At 62.9% G+C, this 23,145-nt stretch carries 26 protein-coding genes; 21 read left to right on the top strand and 5 right to left on the bottom strand.

Annotation, left to right across the window (positions count from 1 at the left end; all coding sequences use genetic code 11):
* The first annotated feature begins 26 nt into the window (after positions 1-26).
* Together AC07E3_RS20220 and AC07E3_RS20215 are read left to right on the top strand one after the other, a co-directional pair.
* Positions 27-248, top strand: coding sequence for a hypothetical protein (locus AC07E3_RS20220; protein ID WP_478364440.1), 222 nt, complete (start codon positions 27-29; stop codon positions 246-248).
* A gap of 211 nt (positions 249-459) precedes the next feature.
* Entirely contained in the window at positions 460-1,134 is a 675-nt protein-coding gene (locus AC07E3_RS20215) for a hypothetical protein (protein ID WP_478364438.1), read from the top strand.
* A gap of 194 nt (positions 1,135-1,328) precedes the next feature.
* On the opposite strand, the gene AC07E3_RS20210 is transcribed toward AC07E3_RS20215, so the two are convergent.
* Positions 1,329-2,680 (bottom strand): IS3 family transposase gene (locus tag AC07E3_RS20210; protein ID WP_478364436.1). Its coding sequence is split into 2 segments (ribosomal slippage): positions 1,329-2,344 and positions 2,344-2,680, totalling 1,353 coding nucleotides; the frame shifts between segments, so codons are not numbered across the junction.
* A 155-nt stretch (positions 2,681-2,835) separates the two neighbouring features.
* Between AC07E3_RS20210 and AC07E3_RS20205 the strand changes: the two genes are divergently transcribed.
* The 9 genes from AC07E3_RS20205 to AC07E3_RS20165 all read left to right on the top strand — a co-directional run bounded on the left by AC07E3_RS20205 (position 2,836) and on the right by AC07E3_RS20165 (position 13,107).
* Entirely contained in the window at positions 2,836-3,000 is a 165-nt protein-coding gene (locus AC07E3_RS20205) for a hypothetical protein (RefSeq protein ID WP_478364434.1), read from the top strand.
* A 200-nt stretch (positions 3,001-3,200) separates the two neighbouring features.
* A complete protein-coding gene (locus tag AC07E3_RS20200) occupies positions 3,201-3,749 on the top strand; it encodes a hypothetical protein (RefSeq protein WP_478364432.1) in 549 nt (182 codons plus the stop codon).
* Between the two features lie 63 nt (positions 3,750-3,812).
* Complete coding sequence (locus AC07E3_RS20195; RefSeq protein ID WP_478364430.1) at positions 3,813-4,229, top strand: hypothetical protein; 417 nt, start codon at positions 3,813-3,815, stop codon at positions 4,227-4,229.
* Positions 4,222-4,866, top strand: coding sequence for an antitoxin of toxin-antitoxin stability system (locus tag AC07E3_RS20190; protein ID WP_478364428.1), 645 nt, complete (start codon positions 4,222-4,224; stop codon positions 4,864-4,866). Before AC07E3_RS20195 ends, AC07E3_RS20190 begins: the two co-directional genes overlap by 8 nt.
* A gap of 147 nt (positions 4,867-5,013) precedes the next feature.
* Entirely contained in the window at positions 5,014-9,336 is a 4,323-nt protein-coding gene (locus AC07E3_RS20185; RefSeq protein WP_478364426.1) for a strawberry notch-like NTP hydrolase domain-containing protein, read from the top strand.
* The gene (locus AC07E3_RS20180; protein WP_478364424.1) at positions 9,336-10,382 is read left to right on the top strand and encodes a DUF7146 domain-containing protein; all 1,047 of its coding nucleotides are present in this window, start codon (positions 9,336-9,338) and stop codon (positions 10,380-10,382) included. Before AC07E3_RS20185 ends, AC07E3_RS20180 begins: the two co-directional genes overlap by 1 nt.
* 306 nt (positions 10,383-10,688) lie before the next feature.
* Positions 10,689-11,615, top strand: coding sequence for a DUF2493 domain-containing protein (locus tag AC07E3_RS20175; protein ID WP_478364422.1), 927 nt, complete (start codon positions 10,689-10,691; stop codon positions 11,613-11,615).
* 150 nt (positions 11,616-11,765) lie between these two features.
* A complete protein-coding gene (locus tag AC07E3_RS20170) occupies positions 11,766-12,206 on the top strand; it encodes a hypothetical protein (RefSeq protein WP_478364420.1) in 441 nt (146 codons plus the stop codon).
* Positions 12,207-12,780: 574 nt separating this feature from the next.
* Complete coding sequence (locus AC07E3_RS20165) at positions 12,781-13,107, top strand: DUF736 domain-containing protein (protein ID WP_478364418.1); 327 nt, start codon at positions 12,781-12,783, stop codon at positions 13,105-13,107.
* A 74-nt stretch (positions 13,108-13,181) separates the two neighbouring features.
* On the opposite strand, the gene vapC is transcribed toward AC07E3_RS20165, so the two are convergent.
* Together vapC and vapB are read right to left on the bottom strand one after the other, a co-directional pair.
* On the bottom strand, positions 13,182-13,580 hold the full coding sequence (gene vapC, locus AC07E3_RS20160) for a type II toxin-antitoxin system tRNA(fMet)-specific endonuclease VapC (RefSeq protein ID WP_478364416.1): 399 nt from the start codon (positions 13,578-13,580) through the stop codon (positions 13,182-13,184).
* On the bottom strand, positions 13,580-13,813 hold the full coding sequence (vapB, locus tag AC07E3_RS20155) for a type II toxin-antitoxin system VapB family antitoxin (RefSeq protein WP_478364414.1): 234 nt from the start codon (positions 13,811-13,813) through the stop codon (positions 13,580-13,582). The genes vapC and vapB overlap by 1 nt, the downstream gene beginning before the upstream one ends.
* Positions 13,814-14,255: 442 nt before the next feature.
* Here vapB and AC07E3_RS20150 point away from each other — a divergent pair, with 442 nt between their 5' ends.
* Positions 14,256-14,471 (top strand): transcriptional regulator domain-containing protein, encoded by a 216-nt coding sequence (locus tag AC07E3_RS20150; RefSeq protein WP_478364412.1) that lies wholly within the window; start codon positions 14,256-14,258, stop codon positions 14,469-14,471.
* Positions 14,472-14,514: 43 nt separating this feature from the next.
* Positions 14,515-15,051 (top strand): DUF2285 domain-containing protein, encoded by a 537-nt coding sequence (locus tag AC07E3_RS20145; protein ID WP_478364410.1) that lies wholly within the window; start codon positions 14,515-14,517, stop codon positions 15,049-15,051.
* 74 nt (positions 15,052-15,125) lie between these two features.
* On the opposite strand, the gene AC07E3_RS20140 is transcribed toward AC07E3_RS20145, so the two are convergent.
* Both AC07E3_RS20140 and AC07E3_RS20135 read right to left on the bottom strand, forming a co-directional pair.
* A complete protein-coding gene (locus AC07E3_RS20140) occupies positions 15,126-15,917 on the bottom strand; it encodes a phytanoyl-CoA dioxygenase family protein (RefSeq protein ID WP_478364408.1) in 792 nt (263 codons plus the stop codon).
* A 277-nt stretch (positions 15,918-16,194) separates the two neighbouring features.
* The gene (locus AC07E3_RS20135; protein WP_478364406.1) at positions 16,195-16,482 is read right to left on the bottom strand and encodes a DNA -binding domain-containing protein; all 288 of its coding nucleotides are present in this window, start codon (positions 16,480-16,482) and stop codon (positions 16,195-16,197) included.
* A gap of 451 nt (positions 16,483-16,933) precedes the next feature.
* On the opposite strand from AC07E3_RS20135, the gene AC07E3_RS20130 reads away from it, so the two are divergent.
* From AC07E3_RS20130 to AC07E3_RS20095, 8 genes are read left to right on the top strand one after another with little or no spacing between them, the layout of a single operon-like run.
* Positions 16,934-17,203 (top strand): helix-turn-helix transcriptional regulator, encoded by a 270-nt coding sequence (locus AC07E3_RS20130; RefSeq protein ID WP_478364404.1) that lies wholly within the window; start codon positions 16,934-16,936, stop codon positions 17,201-17,203.
* Positions 17,204-18,286, top strand: coding sequence for a replication initiator protein A (locus AC07E3_RS20125; RefSeq protein ID WP_478364402.1), 1,083 nt, complete (start codon positions 17,204-17,206; stop codon positions 18,284-18,286). It abuts the gene before it with no gap.
* Positions 18,283-18,801: a DUF2840 domain-containing protein gene (locus AC07E3_RS20120; protein ID WP_478364400.1), complete on the top strand. Its 519-nt coding sequence runs from the start codon at positions 18,283-18,285 to the stop codon at positions 18,799-18,801. Before AC07E3_RS20125 ends, AC07E3_RS20120 begins: the two co-directional genes overlap by 4 nt.
* The gene (locus AC07E3_RS20115; protein ID WP_478364398.1) at positions 18,798-19,355 is read left to right on the top strand and encodes a S26 family signal peptidase; all 558 of its coding nucleotides are present in this window, start codon (positions 18,798-18,800) and stop codon (positions 19,353-19,355) included. The genes AC07E3_RS20120 and AC07E3_RS20115 overlap by 4 nt, the downstream gene beginning before the upstream one ends.
* A gap of 35 nt (positions 19,356-19,390) precedes the next feature.
* Positions 19,391-19,726 (top strand): DUF736 domain-containing protein, encoded by a 336-nt coding sequence (locus tag AC07E3_RS20110; RefSeq protein ID WP_478364396.1) that lies wholly within the window; start codon positions 19,391-19,393, stop codon positions 19,724-19,726.
* Positions 19,727-19,731: 5 nt separating this feature from the next.
* Complete coding sequence (locus AC07E3_RS20105) at positions 19,732-20,655, top strand: lytic transglycosylase domain-containing protein (RefSeq protein WP_478364394.1); 924 nt, start codon at positions 19,732-19,734, stop codon at positions 20,653-20,655.
* On the top strand, positions 20,652-20,972 hold the full coding sequence (locus tag AC07E3_RS20100) for a hypothetical protein (protein ID WP_478364392.1): 321 nt from the start codon (positions 20,652-20,654) through the stop codon (positions 20,970-20,972). Before AC07E3_RS20105 ends, AC07E3_RS20100 begins: the two co-directional genes overlap by 4 nt.
* Entirely contained in the window at positions 20,969-23,020 is a 2,052-nt protein-coding gene (locus tag AC07E3_RS20095) for a relaxase/mobilization nuclease domain-containing protein (RefSeq protein WP_478364390.1), read from the top strand. Before AC07E3_RS20100 ends, AC07E3_RS20095 begins: the two co-directional genes overlap by 4 nt.
* Positions 23,021-23,145: the final 125 nt, after the last annotated feature.

The following is a 23,145-nucleotide window of genomic DNA, read 5'->3' as shown; positions in this document are numbered from 1 at the left end:
TCTTCCCTCGACTTCAGGAGACCAGCATGACCACAAGTCCCAACACGTCCAACCGGCGCATCGTCTTTTCCTATCTCGTCCCGGTTCATGTCAAGGTCGAGGACGGCATCGTCGCCGATGTCGTCGTCATCGACGAAACCCCGATCCGCGATCCCACGCTGATCGAAGGTGATGGCGACCTACTTGCACAGGCTGTCACCGACGCCAATGACGGACAGGCATGGCCGTCCTGGCGTTTCGGCTACTGATCTCACCCGCTCCGTTTTCGAGACTTGCCCGACCTTCGTGGTCGGGCTTTTTTGTTTGGCTGAGTTGCGAAACTATCTGACGGCTTTCAGGGGAACGGTTTAGGATGCCGCAGCCAGCATGTCCGGCCACTCACCATATGGTATCATTCAAAGAAGAACTGATATCGCTTTGGGGCGCAATGCCTAGTAGGCAAATCTGTAAGGGGAAGCGATGGAAAATATTTCAGCTGATAGTGTCGAGAGCGACCGCGAATACTACGTAGTTCCTGAGGAGGCGCTTCAGTATCTCCCGGCAGAATGGCGTGATCAGATTTATGCTATGAAGGGCGATGGCCTGTCAGTTCTGGAAGCCGTCGACAGCGATATCAAAAACCTCATACGCCTCGCCAAGGCGTTCCCTGCGTCCGTGAGCCTTCGCTATATTCATAGCAGACTCGCCTCCGCCGAGTTTCAGCCGACGACAGAGGCATTTCTGGAGCACGATATGCTCACGCTAGCGTTCGCGGTTGCCTATGTTCGCCTTGTCAATGGCAGTCATGGAAGCGGCGTGGCGCGGAGCGCGTTACCCAAGCACCTTAGGCAGGCGCACGATGAAATCATCTTGATGCGCAACCGCCGCTTTGCTCACAACGCCGAACATGAGTCGGTCGAGGGCGCGATAGAGATCGGCTATGAGAACGGGCGTTTTGACGTGAACCTGAGTTTCAGGCTCGGCTATTACATCAGGGGCGCGACCGAGTGGGGACAACTCGTCGAGTTTCTCGATGAGTTGATGTTCAATCGTCTCAGTAAGCAGCTCGAAAGGCTAAGAGAGAAAACCGGGCGCGAGTGGACGTTTCCCAGCGGTCCGCCACCGGAATGGGTTTCGCCATCGGAACCCAAGTAGCGCGAATAGACTTCCTCTTGGGGAGGATGACGCCTTGCGTCAGCCACAGTTCGGCCTCCACCTTCACCTGACTGCCATTTGTCCGTTCCCGGCTGACGGGTTCCGTCCCCAACCTGAACGTGTCCGTCGTCAGAGGTTTTGGGACAATCGGCGGCCTGATCTAGTGGAGGCTCTGGCCCATCAGGGTTTTCATTTTAAGCGGCGGCCTTGCGATGCAGCAAGCGCCGTTGGTTGATGGTTTCGCGTTTGATCCTTTCTCTTGTCTGCAGGATGGTCTGGCCGCGTCCGAAGTAGACGTCGGCCGGTGTGAGATTGGCGAGGCTCTCATGGTAGCGCCGGTGATTGTAGTGATCGACGAAGGCACCGATCTGCGCTTCGAGAGCACCCGGCAGGAAGTGGTTTTCGAGCAGGATGCGGTTCTTCAGCGTCTGGTGCCATCGCTCGATCTTGCCCTGGGTCTGGGGATGGCACGGAGATCCGCGGGTGTGCTCCATCCCTTGGCCGTTGAGCCAGGTTGCCAGTTCGCCGGCGACATAACACGGACCATTGTCTGACAAGAGGCGTGGCCGTTGCATGACCCTGGCATTGTCGCAACCTGATGCCTGCAGCGCCATGGTCAGCGTATCGGTGACATCGCCGGCCTTCATCGTGGTGCACAGCTTCCAGGCGATGATGTAGCGCGAGTAATCATCAAGGATGGTCGAGAGATAAAACCAGCCCCAGCCGATGACCTTCAGGTAGGTGAAGTCGGTCTGCCACAGCTGGTTCGGCGCCGTCGTCTTGTCATGGAACTCGTCGGCGACCTTGATGACGATGAAGGCGGGACTGGTGATCAGATCCTGCGCCTTCAGCAGGCGGTAGACCGAGGATTCCGAGACGAAGTAGCCTCGCGTATCGGTGAACGTCACCGCCAGCTCTCGCGGTGACAGCTCCGGCTCATCGAGGGCAAGGTCGATGACCTTCTCTCGGACCTCGTCGGGAATGCGGTTCCAGACCCGCCTGGGCTGAGGCTTGCGGTCTTCCAGCGCATCGACGCCGCCGGTGAGGAAGCGGTCATACCAGCGATTGAAAGTCGCGCGGGGAATGCCGAGCTTGTCCAGCGTTCGCTTGGCCGGCAGATGCGACTGCTCGACGAGCCGGATGATCTCCAGCTTCTCGGAGGCGAGGTATCTCATTCGTCGTCTCCCCCATCCGCGATCATGCTTTTTTTGAGCAGCCGCAGTTCCAGCGCCTGTTCGGCGACGACCTCTTTCAGATCGCGAGCTTCGCGACGCAGATGCTTGACCTCGTCGGTGGTGGCTGCACGCGCCGTATCGCCGGCCAACCGCTTCTTGCCGGCTTCGAGGAACTCTTTCGACCAATTGTAATAGAGGCTCTCGGCAATGCCTTCACGCCGGCACAGCGCGGCAATCGACTCCTCGCCGCGCAGGCCTTCCAGCACGATGCGGATCTTCTCTTCCGCCGAATACTGTTTGCGGGTGGCGCGGCGGATGTCCTTGATGACCTTTTCCGCCGGCTCCTTCTGTGTCCCGGATTTCCGTCTCATCTTCGCTCCTTGAAGGGCTACGATGAGCCAGAAATCCTCCTCTATCCGTTAAGCCGAAATTGTCTCATTGGCGCTGAACCCGGACAGTCAGACACTTCGGGCGCCTGTTGCGCGGGGGATGGTCCTCCGCCTCCCAAAGACAGGAGCCAATCCCGATGTCCTATGCAGATGCCACCGCCTTCGCCGCCAGCCTCGCCGCCACGCTGATGGTCGAGGTCGTCGTGTTCCAGGCCGGGGACGGAACCCATGGCGCCATGCCCGCCAACGAATTCGACGGCGACGACGACATGGTGAAGCTGGAACTGGACCCATGGGGATGAGGCGCGAAAGCGCCTCATCCCCCGACGGCCCGGCGCGCGGCAGGTCCGCGACCGGGCCTTCAGCCCTGCGATGGGCGCCCATCGCCGACAGCAGAACCGGGGCCATGCCCCGGTCAGAGAGGGAGAGTTCGGGCCATTCGGCCGTGGCGGGTTGGTTGCCGGAGAGAGAGGCTCCCGGCGCCCGTCATGGAGTGATTCCGATGACCTTTTCCCGCCATGAGACCTTCCGCCCAATTGGTCAGATTCTTGCAACCGAGGTGCTGCCCGCGCTGTACCGCGCCCAGAAGCTGCCACTGCGCATCTCCTGCCTCGGCATCGCCAGCTATGAGGACGGTGACAAGGCCGGCAGCTTCGATCGCACCATTCCGATTGGGCAGAGCCCGGCGCCCGAGGAAGCCATGCGTTTCGCGGCCTTGCGCCTGTCACGCGGCGATATCTGCACTGATCCTGACGAGGTTCTGCATTTCCGCCCGCGCATCATGCTCGTCCAGGACCGCGAGTACGGCCTGGTCGTCGCCGGAGAAATCCGCGCTGGGATCATTCTCTGGCAGCAACCGGTCGCGTCGGACGCCGAGGCCCGCCGGATCGTGACCGAGGCCAGCCGCCTGCGCGGCATGGCCTTCCGCACATCGGACCCCGCCGAGGCCCGCAACCTGCGCTACCGCGCCGCCACGCTTGAGACCAGGTTGGTCGATCCCTTCTGGCAGGAAATCACCGCCGACCTGCTCAGCCTGCCACGAGCCGCCTAATCTTCTTCCTCCCATCCATCTGGTCTGGTTCTGCGCCGGGCCGTTACATTTCTGGAGACCGTCATGGCCGATTATTACACGCATTTCTCCTGTCTGCTCGACGTAGGCACGTCCGAGAACGCTGCCCGCGCGCTCGACATCTACAACACGCTGGCGCATGAAAACGCCGCCGAAGACCCGCCTTCGGACGGATTTCTGCTCTCGATCCAGCCCGAGCATGGCGGCACGCAGCTCTGGATACGCGATGACGTCACCGGCGATCCCGAGCATGTCATCCAGTTCGTCAAGCGCTTTGCGAAAGAGTTCAGCCTGACCGGCCTGTGGGGGATGCAATACGCCAACACCTGCTCGAAACCTCGGATCGACGGGTTCGGCGGCGGAGCGCATGTGCTCGACCTGGCCACCGGCGAAACCGTAGACTGGATTTATACCGATGGCTGGCTGTCCATCATGCTGGAGGGAGGCGATCCCTATGCCTAGCATCATCGAAACCACCGTCTATCGCCTCGACGAGCTTTCCGACGCCGCGAAGAACATAGCCCGCGCCTGGTATCGCGAGGGCGGCTTCGATTACGACTGGTATGATGCCGTCTATGAGGATTTCCAGCGCATCGCGGACATCCTCGGCCTGGACCTCAAAGCCCGTCCCGTCCGGCTCATGGGCGGCGGCACCCGGCAGGAGCCCTGCATCTGGTTTCGGGGCTTCTGGAGCCAGGGCGACGGCGCCTGCTTCGAAACGCTGTATTGCTACCGGAAAGGCGCGCCGCGCCGGATCAGGGAATATGCCCCGCAGGACACGGAGTTGCATCGCATCGCCGATGCCTTGCAGGCGATCCAGCGACGCAATTTCTACCAGCTTCGCGCCGAGGCCAGCCATCGTGGGCACTACTATCACGAATATTGCATGACGATCTCGGTCGAACGCGACAGTCCGACATATCAGGACATGACGGCCGACGCCAAGGATACCGTCATCGAGGCGCTGCGCGATCTCGCGCGCTGGCTCTACCGCCAGCTTGAGCGCGAATACGACTACCTGTCTTCGGACGAGGCGGTCGATGAAACCATCATCGCCAACGACTATACCTTCACAGAGGCTGGTCGCCGCTTCGGGTGATCGGAAAGCGCCCTACCGTCAGGTTGGGGCGCTTTTTTCATGTCGCCATATCCAGAGGAAGAGGTCCGCCGGAACGGATTGAGTCCGGGCGGTTGAGAGAGAGCGCTGTCCGGGCCTTCCCCTTCCTGCTCTCCCGAGGTTCCCGACATGAACATCTCTTCCCCCGTGGCCGATCCGGTCACGTCGCTGGCGGCTGCGCCCGCGATTCTGGCTGCGGCCAATCTCCTGCTCCCCCATCTCGAACGCGGCCAGCGTGTCGATGCCTTGATCCTGCGCGGCGCGATGGAGACCGCCTTCGGCGTTTCCGATGCGACCGGCGCATGGGACTGGAAGCTGGCCTACGAAGCCTGCGAAGTGACCACGGTCCTCTTCCTGCGCAAATACGGCAAGGCGCTTTTCCGTAAAGCCGCTTCCCCGGTTGCACAGCTCGACCTGCTGGCGAAGATCGCGGGATTGCTCCCGACGCAGACGCGCCGCTCCGAGGAAAGCCAGAGTTTCCAGCAGTTTAGTGCCCCGGTTCCGCTCGGCCTTGCCGCCCTGACGGCTGCTGCGATCACGCCTGATGACGTGATTCTGGAGCCCTCGGCGGGCACCGGCCTCATGGCGATCCTGGCGCAGACCGCCGGCAGCTCGCTGATCCTCAACGAACTGGCCGAGACCCGCGCCGATCTTCTGTCCTCCCTCTTTCCGGCCTTTCCCGTCACCCGGTTCGACGCCGCGCAGATCGACGACCATCTGGCGCCGGGTACCGTCCCGTCGGTGGTACTGATGAACCCGCCGTTCTCGGTCATGGCCAACGTGACCGGGCGCATGGCGGATGCCGCATATCGGCATGTCGCCTCGTCGCTGGCCCGGCTCGCTCCCGGCGGGCGGTTGGTCACGATCACCGGCGCCAACTTCGATCCCGAAGCTCCCGCTTGGCGCAATGCCTTCACCCGCTTGCAGGAACGCGGGCGCGTGATCTTCACCGCCGCCGTCGATGGCGCGGTCTATGCGAAACACGGCACCACCATCGACACCCGGCTGACCGTCATCGACAAGCTGCCTGCCGGCGATCCGTCCACGTTTCCGGCGTCACCGGGGATCGCGCCGGATGTCGCCTCGCTGATCGGCTGGATCGAGGCGCAGGTTCCGCCGCGTCTGCCGGTGACGCTGCCGAAGATGGCGACGCCTGTTGCCACCGGCACACCGAAGACCGTGCACGGTTATCTCGCCCGCTCGGTAGCCTCCCGGCCTGTCGCACCTCCGGCCAATGATCCCGAAGGCGTGGAACTGGCTTATGAGACCGTGGACTGGGCTCCGCCGGAAGGCATGCGCCTGTCGGACGCCATCTATGAGGAGTATGCGCTGCAATCTCTGCGCATTCCTGATGCTCGACCGCATCCAACAAAGCTGGTGCAATCTGCCGCCATGGCTTCGGTCGCGCCGCCCAAGCCTTCCTATCGGCCCATGCTGCCCCCCGACATCTGCACCCGCCTGTCGGACGCCCAGCTTGAGACGGTGATCTATGCCGGGGAAGCCCATGGTGATTATCTCGCCGGGGCCTGGACCGTGGACGAGCATTTCGACAATGTGAGCGCCGCATCCGAAGATGCGGTAGGCGCTGTACGGTTCCGTCGGGGATTCATGCTGGGTGACGGCACCGGCGCGGGCAAGGGTCGGCAATCGGCCGGGATCATCCTCGACAACTGGCTGCGCGGGCGGCGCAATGCGGTCTGGATCTCCAAATCCGACAAGCTGATCGAGGATGCACAGCGCGACTGGTCGGCGCTCGGCATGGAACGACTGCTCGTCACGCCATTGTCGCGGTTCCCGCAGGGTAAATCGATCACTTTGTCGGAAGGCATCCTTTTTACCACCTATGCCACGCTACGCTCCGACAACCGTGGCGAGAAGGTTTCGCGCGTCAAGCAGATCGTCGAATGGTTGGGCTCCGATTTCGATGGGGTCATCATTTTCGACGAGAGCCATGCCATGCAGAATGCCGGTGGCGGCAAGGGAGACCGCGGCGATATCGCCGCCTCGCAGCAAGGACGCGCAGGCCTGCGGCTCCAGCACGCGCTGCCGGACGCCCGTGTGGCCTATGTCTCGGCGACCGGCGCCACCACGGTCCACAACCTCGCCTATGCACAAAGGCTGGGCCTCTGGGGCGGCGAGGATTTCCCGTTTCAGACCCGGGCCGAGTTCATCGAGGCGATCGAGGCCGGTGGTGTTGCGGCGATGGAGGTGCTGGCCCGCGACCTGCGCTCCCTCGGCCTCTATACCGCCCGGTCGCTCTCCTACGATGGCGTCGAATATGAACTGGTCGAGCATGCGCTGACCGACGAGCAGCGCCGCATCTACGATGCTTACGCGGCCGCGTTTTCCGTGATCCATGGAAACCTGGACGCGGCGATGGAGGCGGCCAATATCACCGGCAGCGAGGGGACGCTGAACCGGCAGGCGAAGTCGGCCGCTCGGTCGGCCTTCGAGAGCACCAAGCAGCGCTTCTTCGGCCATCTACTGACCTCGATGAAGACGCCCACCCTGATCCGCTCGATCGAGGCCGATCTCGAGGCGGCCCATGCGGCCGTCATCCAGATCGTCTCGACCGGCGAAGCGCTGATGGAACGGCGGTTGGCCGAGATTCCGACCGAGGAGTGGAACGATATTTCCGTCGATGTCACGCCGAGGGAGTACGTAGGCTCGTATTTGCAGCATTCCTTCCCGGTGCAGCTCTACGAGCCTTTTACCGATGGCGAAGGCAACCTCTCCTCACGGCCGGTTTTCCGCGACGGCCAGCCGGTCGAAAGCCGAGAGGCCGTGGCACGGCGCGACGAGATGCTCGAACAACTCGGCTCGTTGCCGCCGGTCCCGGGCGCGCTCGACCAGATCGTCCAACGCTTCGGCACCGATCTGGTGGCCGAGGTCACGGGCCGTTCGCGCCGGATCGTGCGCCGTGGTGAAGGTACATCGGCACGTCTAATCGTCGAGAACCGCGCACCCTCGGCAAATCTCGCCGAAACCTCAGCCTTCATGGATGACCAAAAGCGCATCCTGGTCTTCTCGGATGCGGGTGGCACCGGGCGCATCTATCACGCCGAACTCTCGGCGCGGAACCAGCGACTGCGCGTCCACTATCTGCTGGAACCCGGCTGGAAAGCCGATGCCGCCATTCAGGGGCTCGGACGCACCAACCGCACCAATCAAGCACAGCCGCCGCTGTTCCGGCCCATCGCCACGGATGTGAAGGCCGAGAAGAGGTTTCTTTCGACCATTGCCCGCCGCCTCGATACGCTGGGCGCGATCACGCGCGGCCAGCGCCAGACCGGCGGTCAGGGCCTGTTCCGGCCCGAGGACAATCTGGAATCCGGTTATGCCCGCGATGCGCTGCGCCAGCTCTACATGCTGCTGGTGCGCGGCAAGGTCGATGGATGCTCGCTCGAGCGCTTCGAATCCGCCACCGGCCTGAAGCTGATGGATTCGAATGGCATCAAGGATGATCTGCCACCGATCACCACATTCCTCAACCGCCTGCTGGCGCTGACCATCGAGCTTCAGGGTATCCTGTTCTCGGCCTTCGAGCAGCTGCTGGAGGCGCGGATCGACGGGGCCATCGCGTCCGGCTCCTATGACATGGGGCTGGAAACGCTCAGAGCCGAAAGCTTCATCGTCACCGATCGTCAGGTGATCCACACCCATCCGGGCACCGGTGCGGAAACGCGGCTGCTGACCCTCACCGAGCGCAGGCGCAACCAGCCGGTGACGCTGGATGCCGCGCTGGCGGAACTCGACGATCCGCGCGCAAAGCTGCTGGTCAATGAGCGGTCCGGCCGGGCGGCGGTGCAGATCCCGACCACCAGCGTCATGCTCGACGATGGCGAGATCGAGCGGCGCATCCGGCTGATCCGGCCGATGGAGGCGATGAACATGCCCGTGCGGATGATGGGCGAGACCCACTGGGTCGAGGCTGACCGCGCCGCCTTCGCCTCGGTCTGGACGGCGGAACTGGTTGAAGTGCCGGAGTTCACCGACAGCATCCTGCATATGGTGACGGGGTTGCTCCTGCCGATCTGGAAGCGACTTCCGCAGGAGTCGTCCCGCGTCTATCGGCTCCAGACCGATGAGGGCGAACGGATCATCGGTCGCCGCGTCTCGCCCGCATGGGCGGACAATGCCTCGGGCAGTGGGGGCACCGCCAGCATTACGCCAGATGCCGCCTATGCCGCGCTGCTCGAAGGCCGGACGATCCTCGATCTGGCCGAAGGGCTGCAATTGCGCCGCTCCCGCGTCATGGGCGCAAACCGGATCGAGCTTTCCGGGTTCTCCGACACGATGCGCGATCGGCTTCGCGCCTATGGGCTCTTCAGCGAGATCATCTCGTGGAAGCTGCGCTTCTTCGTGCCGGTGGGGACATCCGGGCCGGAGATCATCGACAAGCTTCTCGACCGCTTCCCGGTCGAGCGCATCGGTGAGCGGGAGGCAGCGTAATGGCTCGTCTCAATGCTTCGGAGCTGGCGCAGCGTCTCGGTCAACAAGCCGAGGCGGTGTGCCGCCGCTATCTCTCGAACGGGCGCAAGCAGGGCAACTACTGGCAGGTCGGCGATGTGCAGAACAATCCGGGCCGCTCCATGTTCGTACGCCTGACCGGGCCGGATTCAGGCAAGGGCGCGGCGGGTAAATGGACCGATGCACAGAGCGGCGAACATGGCGATTTGCTCGACGTGATCCGCGAAAGCCTCGGCCTGATCGACTTCGCCGATGTTGCCGAGGAAGCCCGGCGCTTCCTCAGCCTGCCGCATCCCGAACCGGAGCCGCAGCCCCGCTGCTCCCGAACACCGCCTGCGCCATCGCGATCATCCGAGGCAGCCCGCCGCCTGTGGCGCATGACGCAGCCGCTCATCGGCAGTGTCGCGGAAGCGTATCTACGCCAACGCGGCATTACGGATTTACGCGGAACCGCAAATTTGCGGTTCCATCCGAACTGTTACTGGCGGCCCGAGGGCGATGGACCGACCGAGACATGGCCCGCCATGATCGCCGTCGTCACCGATCTCGATGGCAAGATCACCGGCGCGCACCGCACCTGGCTGGCCCCGGACGGTTCCGGCAAGGCGCCTGTCGATCCGCCGAGGAAAGCGATGGGAGACCTGCTCGGACACGCCGTCCGGTTCGGCGATGCGAGGGAAGTCATGGCAGCAGGGGAAGGCATCGAAACCATCCTGTCGCTGCGTCAAGCCGTACCGATGATGCCGACGATCTCCGCACTCTCGGCCGGGCATCTCGCCGCTATCCTGTTCCCGCCGCAACTGCGCAGGCTCTATATCGTCCGCGACAACGATCCGGCAGGCGATGGCGCGCGGGATAGCCTGGTGGACCGGGCCACCGAGGCCGGGATCGAGGCGATCACGCTCTCGCCCATGCTGGGGGACTTCAATGACGATCTCGCCGCCCGCGGACTGGATACGCTTCGGGCACAAATCCGGGTGCAGATCGCCCCCGAGGACGTCAGCCGCTTCATGGCCCTGACGCCATAGCCGGCACTGGGGCCGTGATCGGGCAGGATCAATCCTGTCACGCGCATACGAAAGCTGCACCATTGTCGGCAGAGGACCGCGCCTTGGCCTTCTCAGAGGGCGAGCGGCCCACAAACGCTCCGGTCAGGCAATGGCCGCGACCGGCTAATTTCCGTCGCCCCTGCGGGGCTTTACAGCGCGAAACAAATTAGCCGGACCCGGCCATCGAGGCCCTCGCCAGGGGCTCGGGCTGCCAGACCGGACCGCCCGTGGGCTTTCGTCGCCATGAAGGCCGCGACGGTCGCGGTCCAGCCGACGGAGCATCCCATGTACGCCCATGACGATTTTGAACCCGATCACAGCACGTCCCCGACCAGCCGTGTCGTCGAAGACCTCGAACTTTATGGCTACCGTCCTTCCGAGGACGAGGCCGATCCCCGGATCACGCCCGAGGATACCGCCATCCAGGGCGCGGTCGCCGATATCTTCGACGCCCTGATTTCCACCATGGCCGATACCAGCCTCGATTCCGACCTCGATGAGATCATGTGGTCCACCGTCAACACCTTCCACCGCGCCGCCCTTCGGATCGAGCGCAAACTGGACGATAACGAGCAGGCACAGAAGCGCCTTCAGCGCGAACAGGATGGCAGTGAGGTCAAATCCGTCCAGTTGGAAACCCTGATCGATATCGGCCAGAGCCTGATCGAACGTCGCGACAGCATGGAGCTTTTCCGCGACACCGCCGCCGACATCTACCTGCGCACCACCGGCACGCCCTGGTCGCCGCGCTCCGGTTCACGGGTCAACCATCGCCAGATGACCTCGGCCATGATCGACAGCCGCGACTTCATCGCCGCAAAACGCCGGGCCGACAACGAGGTGCTGTTGCCCGCCGGGCCGAAGATCGCCTTCTCGGGCGGCGACACCACCGATCACCGGCTGATCTGGGACAAGCTCGATCAGGTCCATTCCAAGCACCCGGACATGGTGCTCCTGCATGGCGGATCGCCGAAAGGCGCCGAGCGCATTGCCGTCACCTGGGCGAACAACCGCAAGGTGTCGCAGGTCGCCTTCAAGCCCGACTGGACGAAGCACGCCAAGGCCGCGCCCTTCAAGCGCAACGACCAGATGCTAAACACCATGCCGATCGGGGTAATCATCTTCCCCGGCACCGGCATCCAGGACAACCTGGCCGACAAGGCCCGCAAGATGGGCATTCCGGTCTATCGTTTGGCAGAGGGCAGCGCGTGAGCGCTGCCTTCCACTTCACCACGAGTCGAACGGTCGAGCAGACCGATCATTCTGCCTCGCGCAAACGGGCATGTTCATGCTATATCCCGACTTGCGTCGTGGTGGTGGTGGAAGGCGCAACCGTTCAATTCCTTGTACGGAGACACCACCATGATCTTTCTTGGAATCCTCGTTTCCATCGCGGCTATCGGCATCATGTGCTGGCTGCTGTTCAACCTTGCGGTCTATGCCCTGCCGTTTTTCATCGGCCTCAACGCTGGCACCTGGGCCTATGGCACAGGCGCGGGCTGGCTCGGCGCCATTCTCGTAGGGTTCGCCGCCGCGGGTCTGACATTGGCGGTCGGTCAGGGTTTGCTCATGCTGATCCGCCCGATCTGGGCGCGGTTGCTGATCGCGCTGGCCTTCGTCGCTCCGGCGGGCATGGCCGGATTTTACGCCACGCTCGGCATCGTCAAGCACATGATGCCCTCCGACACATGGCAACTCGTCTTCTCGGTCATCGGCGCGGTTGCCGTGGGCGTGACGGCTTTCCTGCGCATCGCGGGCATGGCGGCTGCCGACCCTACGGAGGGAAACCTTGTCCGCACCTGATCTGCCGTGAACCGTTGGACGACCAGAAACGGGAGCCGGGACTCCGCCGTCCCCATCGGGAGATCGGCAGGGTCGGTACGCAGATCCCGGATCGACATGACGCTCGGACACGGCCCCGGCGAGGAGCGCAGGACGGTCAACGCCGGTATTCGCGGACAGGTCCCGAACTCGGCTGGGGCAATGCCGGTGGGACAGGCCGGGAAGAAGGATGCGCATGGCCTGGGTGGCGGGGCGACAGATATGCCGGTGGTTGCCGGTCTGGTCGTCCTGATGGAGCCTCAAGGTCGCCAACGTCTCCGTTCAACCCCCGTGTCTCGACCGCTCCAAACGGCCTCTCCAATGGCCTGATCTGGCCGAAGAGCAGCGCAAGCGCTTCGACCGCTTCAGCGCAACAGCGTCGTCACAACTTTCTTCCCCTGCCGGCCAAGGCCGTCATTCCTCGCGGTGACAAGAAAGTTCCTCCTTTGCTGTCCAGCCCCCGCATGCGGGGATGCGCCAGCGTTCGTCTCCGGCCTGTCGATCGCCATCGAGGCCGCAATGGTGCGGGCTCGGAAACGGAAAACGGAGACTTACAATGGCAACCATCGGCACCTTCAAGAAGACCGGCTCGAACGAATTCACCGGCGAAATCGTCACCCTCGGCGTCCAGGCCAAGGGCGTGCGCATCATCCCCGACCTGAGCGCCACCGGCGAGAAAGCCCCCAGCCACCGGGTCCTGGTCGGCCGCGCCGAGATCGGCGCCGCCTGGTCCAAGCGCTCGGGCGAGGGTCGCGATTATCTGGGCCTCAAGCTCGACGATCCGAGCTTCACCGCTCCGATCTACGCCAACCTCTTCGACGAGGAGGACGGCGAGACCTACTCGCTCATCTGGTCCCGACCCACCCGCCGCAACGGCGAGTGAAACGCACAAAGGCTCCGACCGAAAGGTCGGAGCCTTTTCCATGCCCGTGGGAAGCCTTTACGCCCACAGCGCTCCTATACCCAGTTCTCCACCCGAACACCGGGCATGCGGACGAACTCCTTCATATTGTTCGTCACGACGATCAGCCCTTCGCTGCGGGCATGGGCGCCGATCTGCATGTCATGCGGACCGCATGGCGTTCCTGCCCGCTCCAGCTCCGCCCGGACCTGCCCGTAATGAGCGGCTGCCTTGTCCCCGAATGGCAGCACCTCCAGTCGTGCCACGAAATGTTCGATGGCGGTCAGGTTTTCGGTGCGTCGGGCGGACTTTTCCGCGCCATAGTGCAACTCCCCAAGCGTGATGCTCGATATGCATAGTTGCTCTGCCAGGGCGTTGAACTTGTCCCGGACGGCGGGCGGATAGGTCTTCATCACATAGATGCAGATATTGGTGTCGAGCATATAGGTGAGCATCAGAAGGCTTCACGCTCTTCCGCTGCCGGCTGCTCGCGCTCGCTCAGGAAATCCTCGCTGACACGCGGCCCGTTCAGGAACAGATCATCCCACCTCTTGCCCTGGGGCACGATCACGCGGCTGCGGCCGATCTTGAGAATATCGACCTGATGCACGTTCTCGGGAAAGGCGACGGCCTTGGGCAGGCGCACCGCCTGGCTGCGGTTGCTGGTGAAAACGGTCGAGCTGGTCATGTCCACCTCCTACGTGCGGGATATTCAATTGGGATATACATAGCGTCAGAGAGGCAAAATTGCAAGGGCGTTGCCCTGCAGGCTGGCCTTTCCGGTCGTGCCGGAACCACGCCTGTCGAACATTTCCGCCATTCGGCTTCAATCCCTAACGCGAGGGGCGGCGACGTGTCTTTCCGTATGTCAGGCAACACCATTGTCGAGAAATTGGCCGCCGATCCGGTATCGCGGATCGGCGGCACGGCCATGCCCCAAGACAAAGCCGCCGCTCGCCGGCTCTGCCCGGCTCGCGGAATCACAAAGGCAATGTTAGGAAGAAAACAACGAGTATTGATCGACTTACGCGATCAACATATCGAACTATAGCGGGTTCAGATGTGGTCTTCCGTTGTCGAAAATTCCCGGTCGGGCGTGGTTTTCCATGCTCCTATGGGGAGGCGACACTATGCTGAACATCGACTGGCGTTCATCGGCACCCTACGGGCATGCCAAGCGCATTCCTCCAGCCGGCTTTGCATGGGAATATCTCCGTCGCCACGAAGAGTATCATCATGACTATCAGACCATAACGCGCGCCCGGAAACCGGCGCCGCGCAGCCTGGAATCGTTCTCCCGGCGCTGGGGGTTGCGATTTCCCCTGCGACCCCGAAACACCGCCTGACAGCCAATCCCTGTTCTGGATCCCGAGCTTTCAACCGCGCGCGGTGCGGCTATCGCCCGCCGAGCACAATGAAAGCGACACCGAACCCATCGTCACACTGGCGCATATCGACAACCTCGATCTGCGACAGGCCGACGATGGCTGGCACGGCCTCTGGCAGGTCGATGGCGTAACGCATCAGTTCTGGCTCCCGGACGCCATGCCCGACAGAGCGGCCTACTACGTCTTCAGATTGCCCCCGGATCGCTTCTTCGATCTGCGTGTCCATGCAGCCCGCCGCTTCTGGCGCGCGCTCAATCGTCGTCCGCCCGGCCGCGATTTCCGCACGATGCCGGCGCAGTTGCGCCAGTTTCACATCCTGTCTCTGCGCGCCCTCGACGCGAAGCTGCGCGACGAAAGCTATCGGACAATCGCGGAAGTATTGCTCGGTTTCCGTGGAACGAAAGAAGATTTCGAAATCGATCCGCGTAAGAACAAGGCTCGCCGTCTCGTGGCCCACGGACTGAAAATGATGGAGGGCGGCTATCGGCTTCTGCTGCACTATCCGATCAAGGCGGACAATGTGAGACGGCCAAAGTAATGACGCGATTCCGGATTTGGAGCTGCATTCTGGAATATCCGGGACCGCCCAGCGGTCCCGGATGATGTTAAACTTCAGAACGTCAGCCCACAAGCTTGACGGATGGCGATCTGAACCGGCGCGGGCGGTAAGGCCGGGTCAAATTCACCCCTCGGCAGCAGTGGCGGTTGCGCCATGAAGCGCGGCTGTTTCCCTCGATGTGGTTGCGCGGCATGTACAAGGAAAGGGTGGCACAGATAGACAGTGCCAGCCGCACCTGTTGCCAGTTCAACCTCGCAATCTTTTGTAGAGGGATAACCGTTGGCAGAGAGCTGCCTGAGCGTCGCGCCGGCGTCACCATGGGGCAGCAACTCCCGCGCAATGGTGGAATGGGAACCCTTCCTGATCCTCGTAGGCGCATCATCGGAGCCGACATCCGAGAACAGGAACAGCATTAGCAATGCCCGCCCGCTGCTCCTCACATTGATCCGCCACTCCATGAAATCCGGATTGTCGTAGCCAAAGCTCATGTCCAAATGCCAGCCATCATCAGCGGGCGATTCAGGAGAGGGAAAGCGGATCGGGAAGGTTCCAAGGGCATTGGGCTCAAGCCAGCGGTCCACACCGACGAGTTGATCGTAGGCTCTATGCAGGCGCGCCGTGTTCGCAGCCTCAACAAGGGGAGGCGAAGATTTGGACCCGACCCGGACAACTGGTTGAAGCCAGTTTTTGGGCTCGTCTGGCGACAGACCAATATCCGCCCACAGTTCGTCCCTGCATTGCTTTGCAAGGTCGGTGCTGAAGGCATTTTCGATTTTGACGAACCCGTCGTCGATAAAGTTCTGGACCTGACCGGAGGTCAGGCCGATGTGCTCGGTTTTGGGCATAACAACATTCTCCACTTGGCTCCCGCGTCAGCGGAGCCATTTTGATCTTATTGGCGCAATTGCGCCGGAACGACTTCAGCCGTTCAGATCAGCGGGAAGAATGTGGACATAAACATCATGGAAGAACGTCTACACTGAGGCAGCGGACAAGATCAAGGGGCGCACCACGAAGCACTTTCCAACCAAGCTCCGCCACGTGAATAGCAATTCTGCCATTCGCAACTCTACCTCAAGGGCCATCGGTGGAGGATGACACAGGTCAGCCTCTATCAGGATTTCAGCGGCCTTCCGCTACGGCCTTCTCCAATATACGCCTATAGCCTTCGCGGGAGAGCCATTGCGCACGCGCGAGATGGCTCTGCCAGCAGCGATACGTCAGATCCTCCTCCGCAACCGGATCGCGATGCAGCACGATTCGCGCGACCTCGGTCCAGTCCGCACCTTCGGCCTTGGCGTCGAGAAGGCGCAAATAGGTGACATAGTGCTGCTCGTCATAAGGCGTGATGCCGTCGCATGTCGGCGCTTCGTCCTCCACATCGGGATCGAGTTCGACGGGAATCGGCATGAATCTGTCCCAATCCTGGCGAAGTCTGGTTTGCGGTACGCCCCCGCAAACGACTCTCGCTGACCCTGGTGATCGGGGAGTTAGTAACCGTGTTAGCCGGCCCCGTGGCCTTTAGGCGAGAAGCCCTGGACATGCGCCAAAGGCTCCCCGACCATAAGGTCAAGGAGTGTGGTGCCGTCACGGTCGGCACCAACCGCTAACAGGGGTTACTACGCCCCGGAACAGCGCGTCTGCTCCATTGTCGTTCTTAACCGACCCGCGCGGGAATGTCTTCGCCTAATCGTCGCGGCAGGCGACGAGGCACTGAAATCTTTTGCTTTTTCGTCCCCCTCTGGGGTGCCGCCAGCGCATCGGCACAAATACGGCACGCTACAGGCCGCCGGTCCCTCGCCATGGTTCGCCACAGCCCGCTGTCGCTCCGACAGCACCCTGACGAACCGGAGGTAATCTCATGGCTACGCGCAACACGGAGCTGCCGCCGCGCCTGCTCCGTACCAAAGAGGCGGCGCGCTTCCTCGGCATCTCACTTCGCACTCTCGAAAAGCACCGGACCTATGGAACTGGCCCGATCTATCGCAAAATTGGTGGGCGCGTCCTCTACGCGGTTGAGGACCTGCAGTCCTGGACCGCCATCGGCGCCCGCAAATCCACCACGGACAAGAACGCCGGGACGGTCTTTCCGGCACGCCCGCTGACACCCAAAGAGCGGGGCGAGTGCTAAATGCTGTGCGACGACGATCATACCCCCGCGCAGCCGATTGGCATTAGCGAACGCAGTCGCCTCGACCCTTTCGTAGTGGTAACCGGCGATGCCAGCCCACGCGATCAGCGCGACCTGATGGAGCGGCCGTTCTTTTCGTTGGCGAAGACCCCGCGCACCAGGCCGATTCTCTACAAGGCGGCCGATGTCGAGGTCCAGGTCTTCGGCATGCCCGAGCACGGCATGGCGACTATCTGGGACGCCGACGTGCTGATCTGGGCGGCCTCGCAAATCGTCGCGGCGGAGAATGCCGGTTTTTCGACCTCGCGCTTCTTCCGCTTCGTGCCCTATCAGCTCCTGCGCGCCATCGGTCGTCGCACCGGCAACCATCAATATCTGCTGCTCAAGGCCGCGCTGGCGCGTCTGCAATCGACCGTCATCGCCACGACGATTCGCAACGGCGCACATTGGCGGCGCCGGCAATTCTCATGGATCAACGAATGGGAAGAGATGACGACGCACGCCGGCCGCGTCGAGGGCATGGAATTCGTCCTGCCCGAGTGGTTCTACAACAGCGTCGTCGACCGCTCATTAGTCCTGACCATCGATCCGGCTTATTTTCGGCTGACGGGCGGCATCGAGCGCTGGCTTTATCGTGTCGCGCGCAAACATGCCGGACATCAATCCGAAGGCTGGGCGTTCGAGGTTTCGCACCTCCACCACAAGTCCGGCAGCCTGGCGCGGCCATCCGACTTCGCGCTCGACCTGCGCCGCCTTGCGGCCCGTCAGAGGCTCCCCGGTTATCACGTCGAGACTGCCTGGGAGGACGGGCGCGAACTGCTGCTCATGCGCCCGGAAAAACTATCCACAGTGCCTGTGGATAACCCTGTTAAACCTATCGGCAGATCAGGCGCACACAGTATCGGCAGATCAGGCGCAAATCGAGCGGCACACTATATAGAAGAATCTAACAGAGAATCTAACTCTTCTTCTTTGACGCGCGCGCATGCGAGGCATGGTGCCGGTGCCACCGGCCAGCACACCGCCAGTCCGCGCCCCGCGCACTCACCGCAATCCCTCGACAGTTCCGGAGAAGACCGATGACCCGTCGCAAGCCGAGCGGTGCGCAGGGTCGTCCGGTGTCGGACGGACCAGCGCCCTTCATCACACTCGTCGAACTGACCTTCCAGAAGCAGAAGATCGAGCACTGGATCAGGTTCGGTCGCAAAAGCTACGAACAGATCCTCGACCGCCGCCGCAGCATCGTCGGATTCGCGCCGGAGAGCATCTTCGCCTTCGTTCGATGGGCTGCCAATGAGCATGGCACGATCATCTCGCGTATCGACATCGTGCGGGCGATCGACCGCGGCGAACCGTTCCAGACGCTGCCCTTCGTGCGCCCCGGCGGCGACATCCTGTTGCGGCTCGATGGCTGGCCGAAGGTGCAGCGCGCGCTTGCCGCCATCGACGCCGTGGAAGCGCTCGGCCTCGATCCCGCCGACGCCTCGCCGGATCATTGGCGGCACGTCCATAACCGGCTGAGCGCCGGTCTCGAGCCGCACGCTTACACACCCGAGCGACATGCCGCCTGGGTGAGCCGCCGGAGGATCGCCCCGTGACGCGCCGCCGCCATCTTGCGGTGACGGCGTTGGCAACGCTCGGCATCGCCGCCGCGAGCGCTGTCGAGATGCCGACCAGGCTGATCTGGAATGCGACCGCCAGTGCGCCCATCGGCTTCTACACGGTCGCGTCCGCAGACGCGCTCGACGTGCCGGATCTGGTCGCCGTCATGCCGCCGGAACCACTCGCGCGCTTCATGGTCGAGCGTGGCTATATCGGACGCGACGTGCCGCTTCTTAAGCGCGTCCTCGGCCTGCCGGGGCAGCGGGTTTGCCGCATCGACCACACCATCATGGTGGATGGGATCAAAATGGGCGAGGCGCTGGAGCGCGACCGCATGGCGCGCGATCTGCCCGACTGGCAAGGCTGCCGCGTCATCGGCGACGGCGAACTCTTCCTCATGAACTGGGAGATCCGAGACAGCCTCGACGGCCGCTACTTCGGTCCCATCCCCGCAAGCTCCGTCATCGGCCGGGCGCTACCGCTTTGGACCGATGAGGAAGGCGACGGGCGCTACGAATGGCGCGCCCAATCGCAGCGATGGGCGCACTGACACTTTCCACCAACCCCTAACCGAAGGAGATTACCATGGCCAATATCGGCGCATTCCAGAAGACCAAGACAGGCTATACCGGCCGCATCCGCGCACTCGTCATCGACCTCGAAGTCGTGCTCGTCCCTGCGAAAAAGTCCGACACGGAGAACGCGCCGGACTTCCGCATCCATAGCGGCGACGCAGACGGTCCCGAAATTGGCGCCGCGTGGAAGGAGACCGGCGAAAAGGCTGGCGACTATCTGTCCTGTCAGCTTGACGATCCCACGCTCACGCAGCCGATCCGCGCGAACCTCTTTCAGTCTGACGACGATGAAAATGCCTGGACGCTGCACTGGAACCGCCCGAAACCGCGCAATGAGCGGAACTGAAGGCCGTGCGTTCCAGCGTCGCCCTCGTGCTCAAAACCCTTATCCCGTTGTTCGCGGAAAGGCCGTCTCATCCCGTCGTCCCGCTCAGGCGTAAGACGGCCGGCGCGTGTAGCGAAGGTCAAGGGCGGCCCCCGGCCGGCGCATTGCGCGCACCCTTGACCGCAACGAGCACGCTGGCAGGCTGGCGGCGTAGCGGAGACAGGGCGCGATCCCATTATACCGTGTTCCTGTTCGTCGCTGTGCTATCGCTCGGCAGCGGATCGGCCATCGCCGTTGCGCAATCGACGCCCATTATACGTCCCGCGTCCGTCGATCCCTATGCTGCGCATATCGCCGAGGCATCTCAGCGCTTCGGCATTCCCGAGCCCTGGATTCGTGCGGTGCTGCGTGCGGAAAGCGCGGGTGACGCGCGCGCGATTTCCTCGGCGGGCGCGATGGGGTTGATGCAGGTCATGCCCGAGACCTGGGCGGAACTGCGCGCCCGGTATCGGCTCGGCCGCGATCCCTACGACCCGCGCGACAACATCCTGGCCGGCGCGGCGTATTTGCGCGAGATGTGGGACCGCTATGGCAATACCGCGGCCATGCTCGCCGCTTACAATGCCGGTCCCGCGCGCTACGATGAATATCTCGCGACGGGCCGCACATTGCCCGCCGAGACCCGCACCTATGTCGCTGCGCTCGTGCCGGTTCTCAGTGGCGCGGCGGCATCCGAACCGCTTGTCACGGCACCGGCACCGCCGCCGGATTGGCGCAAAGCACCGCTCTTCGTTACGCGCTCGGCCGACAACCAGACTGCCGCCGCGCGGTCATCCGACGCGCAATCCAGCGACGCCAACGCCGCCGCTCCGGTGCGCGATCCCGCCGATACGGAGCCGCAGGACGGCAGCATTTTCGTCGTCCGCGCGAGCGACGGAGGCACACCATGAGTATCGTGTTCCCGCGCTCGGCAGTGCTCATTCCGGTGTGCAGTCAGGCAAGATTGCGCCTGGCTGGAATCCCGGCAGGAGGGGCTGAAAGGGCAGAAAAAGCGGAGGGCAAGATAAAGGAACATGGCACCACGTCGGGCCAGTTCTCGAAATTGTTGTTGTCTGCACACTGGTTAGGTGTACCGCACGCGGCACCCCATTTAGGGGCCTCGCGTGCCGCAATGTCTCGCAAAGCCTTGGCTTGGCTGGGTTTTGACCGGCACCATAGCTTGAATTCGCCCGGATTTCTGCATTTTCGGCGAGAGGCGCGTCCATGAGCGCCGACGACGAAAACCGCTTCCGGCCGAAGCCCGGCCGCATCCGTTCCGGTACGCCACGGGCGGGGAAGACCAGGAGCTTCTTGACCCAGGTCAAGAAGATCGCGCGGCAGCACAGCACCACCAATCCAAAATATTCACCGCGCCTCGGCTCACGCACAGCCGCAAAGAGCAGCAAGGGCTCTCGCTCGACCAAAGGACCGGGCGTGCGACGCGGGCGTGGCGCGGCCTTCGTCCGGTCGCGCACGCTCTCAGGCAGTTGGCGGCACAGCGCACCGGGGATGCGTCGCGTCGTCGTGAAAACCCGCTATGTCCAGAACGCCGGGAAGAACGGAAAATCGGCTGCCCATCTGCGTTATATCCAGCGCGACGGAACCTCGCGCGACGGCGAGCGTGGCCAGCTTTATTCGGCCAACGAGGACCGCGCCGATGGTGATGCTTTCGTAGAACGCGGCAAGGAGGATCGGCATCAGTTCCGATTCATCGTCTCGGCAGAGGATGGGGTGGAGCTTACGGGTCTGACCGCGCACACCCGTGACCTCATGAGCCGGATCGAAGCCGATCTTGGTACAGGGCTCGATTGGGTGGCGGTCAACCATTACAACACCGGCCATCCCCATGTGCATGTCATCGTCCGGGGTCGGGATGATGTGGGCGAGAACCTTGTCATCAACGGCGATTATCTCGCCAATGGCATCCGCGAGCGGGCGAGCGAACTGACAACGCTGGAGCTTGGTCCCGTGACCGAGATCGAGCAGAGCCGCAAGCTCAATGCCGAGATCAGCCAGGACCGTTTCACCCGCATCGACCGGGCCATGACGGAGGAATCCGACGAACGCTTCCTCGACCTGCGCCACGAGCCGACCGAGCCGAAGCGCCAGTTCAATCGCACACTTCGCCTGCGCCGTCTCGCTAAGCTTGAGAACATGGGGCTGGCGACCCAACACGCACCGGGCGTATGGGAACTGAGCGAACGGATGGAGCCGGCCCTGCGCGAATTGGGCGAACGTAGCGACATCATTCGCACCATGCACAAGGCGCTGAAGGTCTATGGGCTGGAGCGCAACCCGATGACCTTTGATGTGCATGACGGCCCGCCCAAAGCACCAATCATCGGCCGCGTCATGGACAAACACCTGTCTGACGAGTTGGGCGAGAAACTGGCCATCGTGGTGGACGGGATCGACGGTCGCGCGCACCATCTCGCCGGCATCGACCCGGCGCGCATCGAGGACGCCCACATCGGTAGCGTCGTTGAGATCGGCCCGGCCGACACGGCAAGCCGTCCGTCCGATCGCACCATTGTCGCTATCTCCGAGGACGGTATCTATCGGCCAAACCGTCATCTGGAACAGGCAAGATTCGAAGGCCGCGTTCCGGGCGGCGACTATGAAGGCTATGTCGATGCTCATGTCCGCCGACTAGAGGTGTTACGCCGTGCGCGCATCGTCGAGCGGATCGACACCGATCAATGGCGCATTCCCGATGATGTGGTCAGCCGCGCCGCCGCCTATGATGCCGGCCGCGACCGTCAGGCCAGCGTTCGCGTCCTGTCCCCGGTCGATCTGGACAAGCAGATCGGATCAGACGGCGCGACCTGGCTGGACCGGCGGCTGATCCATGGCGAGACGGCCGACCTTGCACCAACTGGCTTCGGCCAGCAGGTACGCGAGGCCGTGGACCAGCGCCGCGAGCATCATATCGAACAGGGCGACGCCACGCGCAGCAGAGACGGTCGCATTTTCTACAGGCGCAATCTTCTCGCCACGCTGCGCGAACGCGAGGTTGCCCGCGTCGGCGCAGAGATGGCCGAGAGCAAGAGCCTGCCGTTTTGTGCCGACACGGACGGAGAAAACGTGAGCGGCAAGTTCACCGGAACCGTTCAGCTATCCAGCGGCAAGTTCGCCGTGGTCGAGAAATCCCATGAGTTCACACTTGTCCCGTGGCGGCCAGTCATCGACCGCCAGCTCGGCCGCGAGGTCATGGGCGTCGTGCAGGGCGGATCGGTGTCTTGGCAGCTAGGGCGGCAAAGAGGGATAAGCCTATAGCGCAAAACACCTTATTTGGGGGGCTCTAAGAGTCGGTTTCGAAACTCATGATGATCGAGCCAATCGGCGAATGATCAGCATGGCAGATGCGGCGTAGAGGAAGGCTGCGGCGGAATTGACGGTGG

It is taken from the genome of Nitratireductor lacus (assembly GCF_056431025.1).
This window is presented reverse-complemented; position numbering and strand designations above follow the sequence as displayed.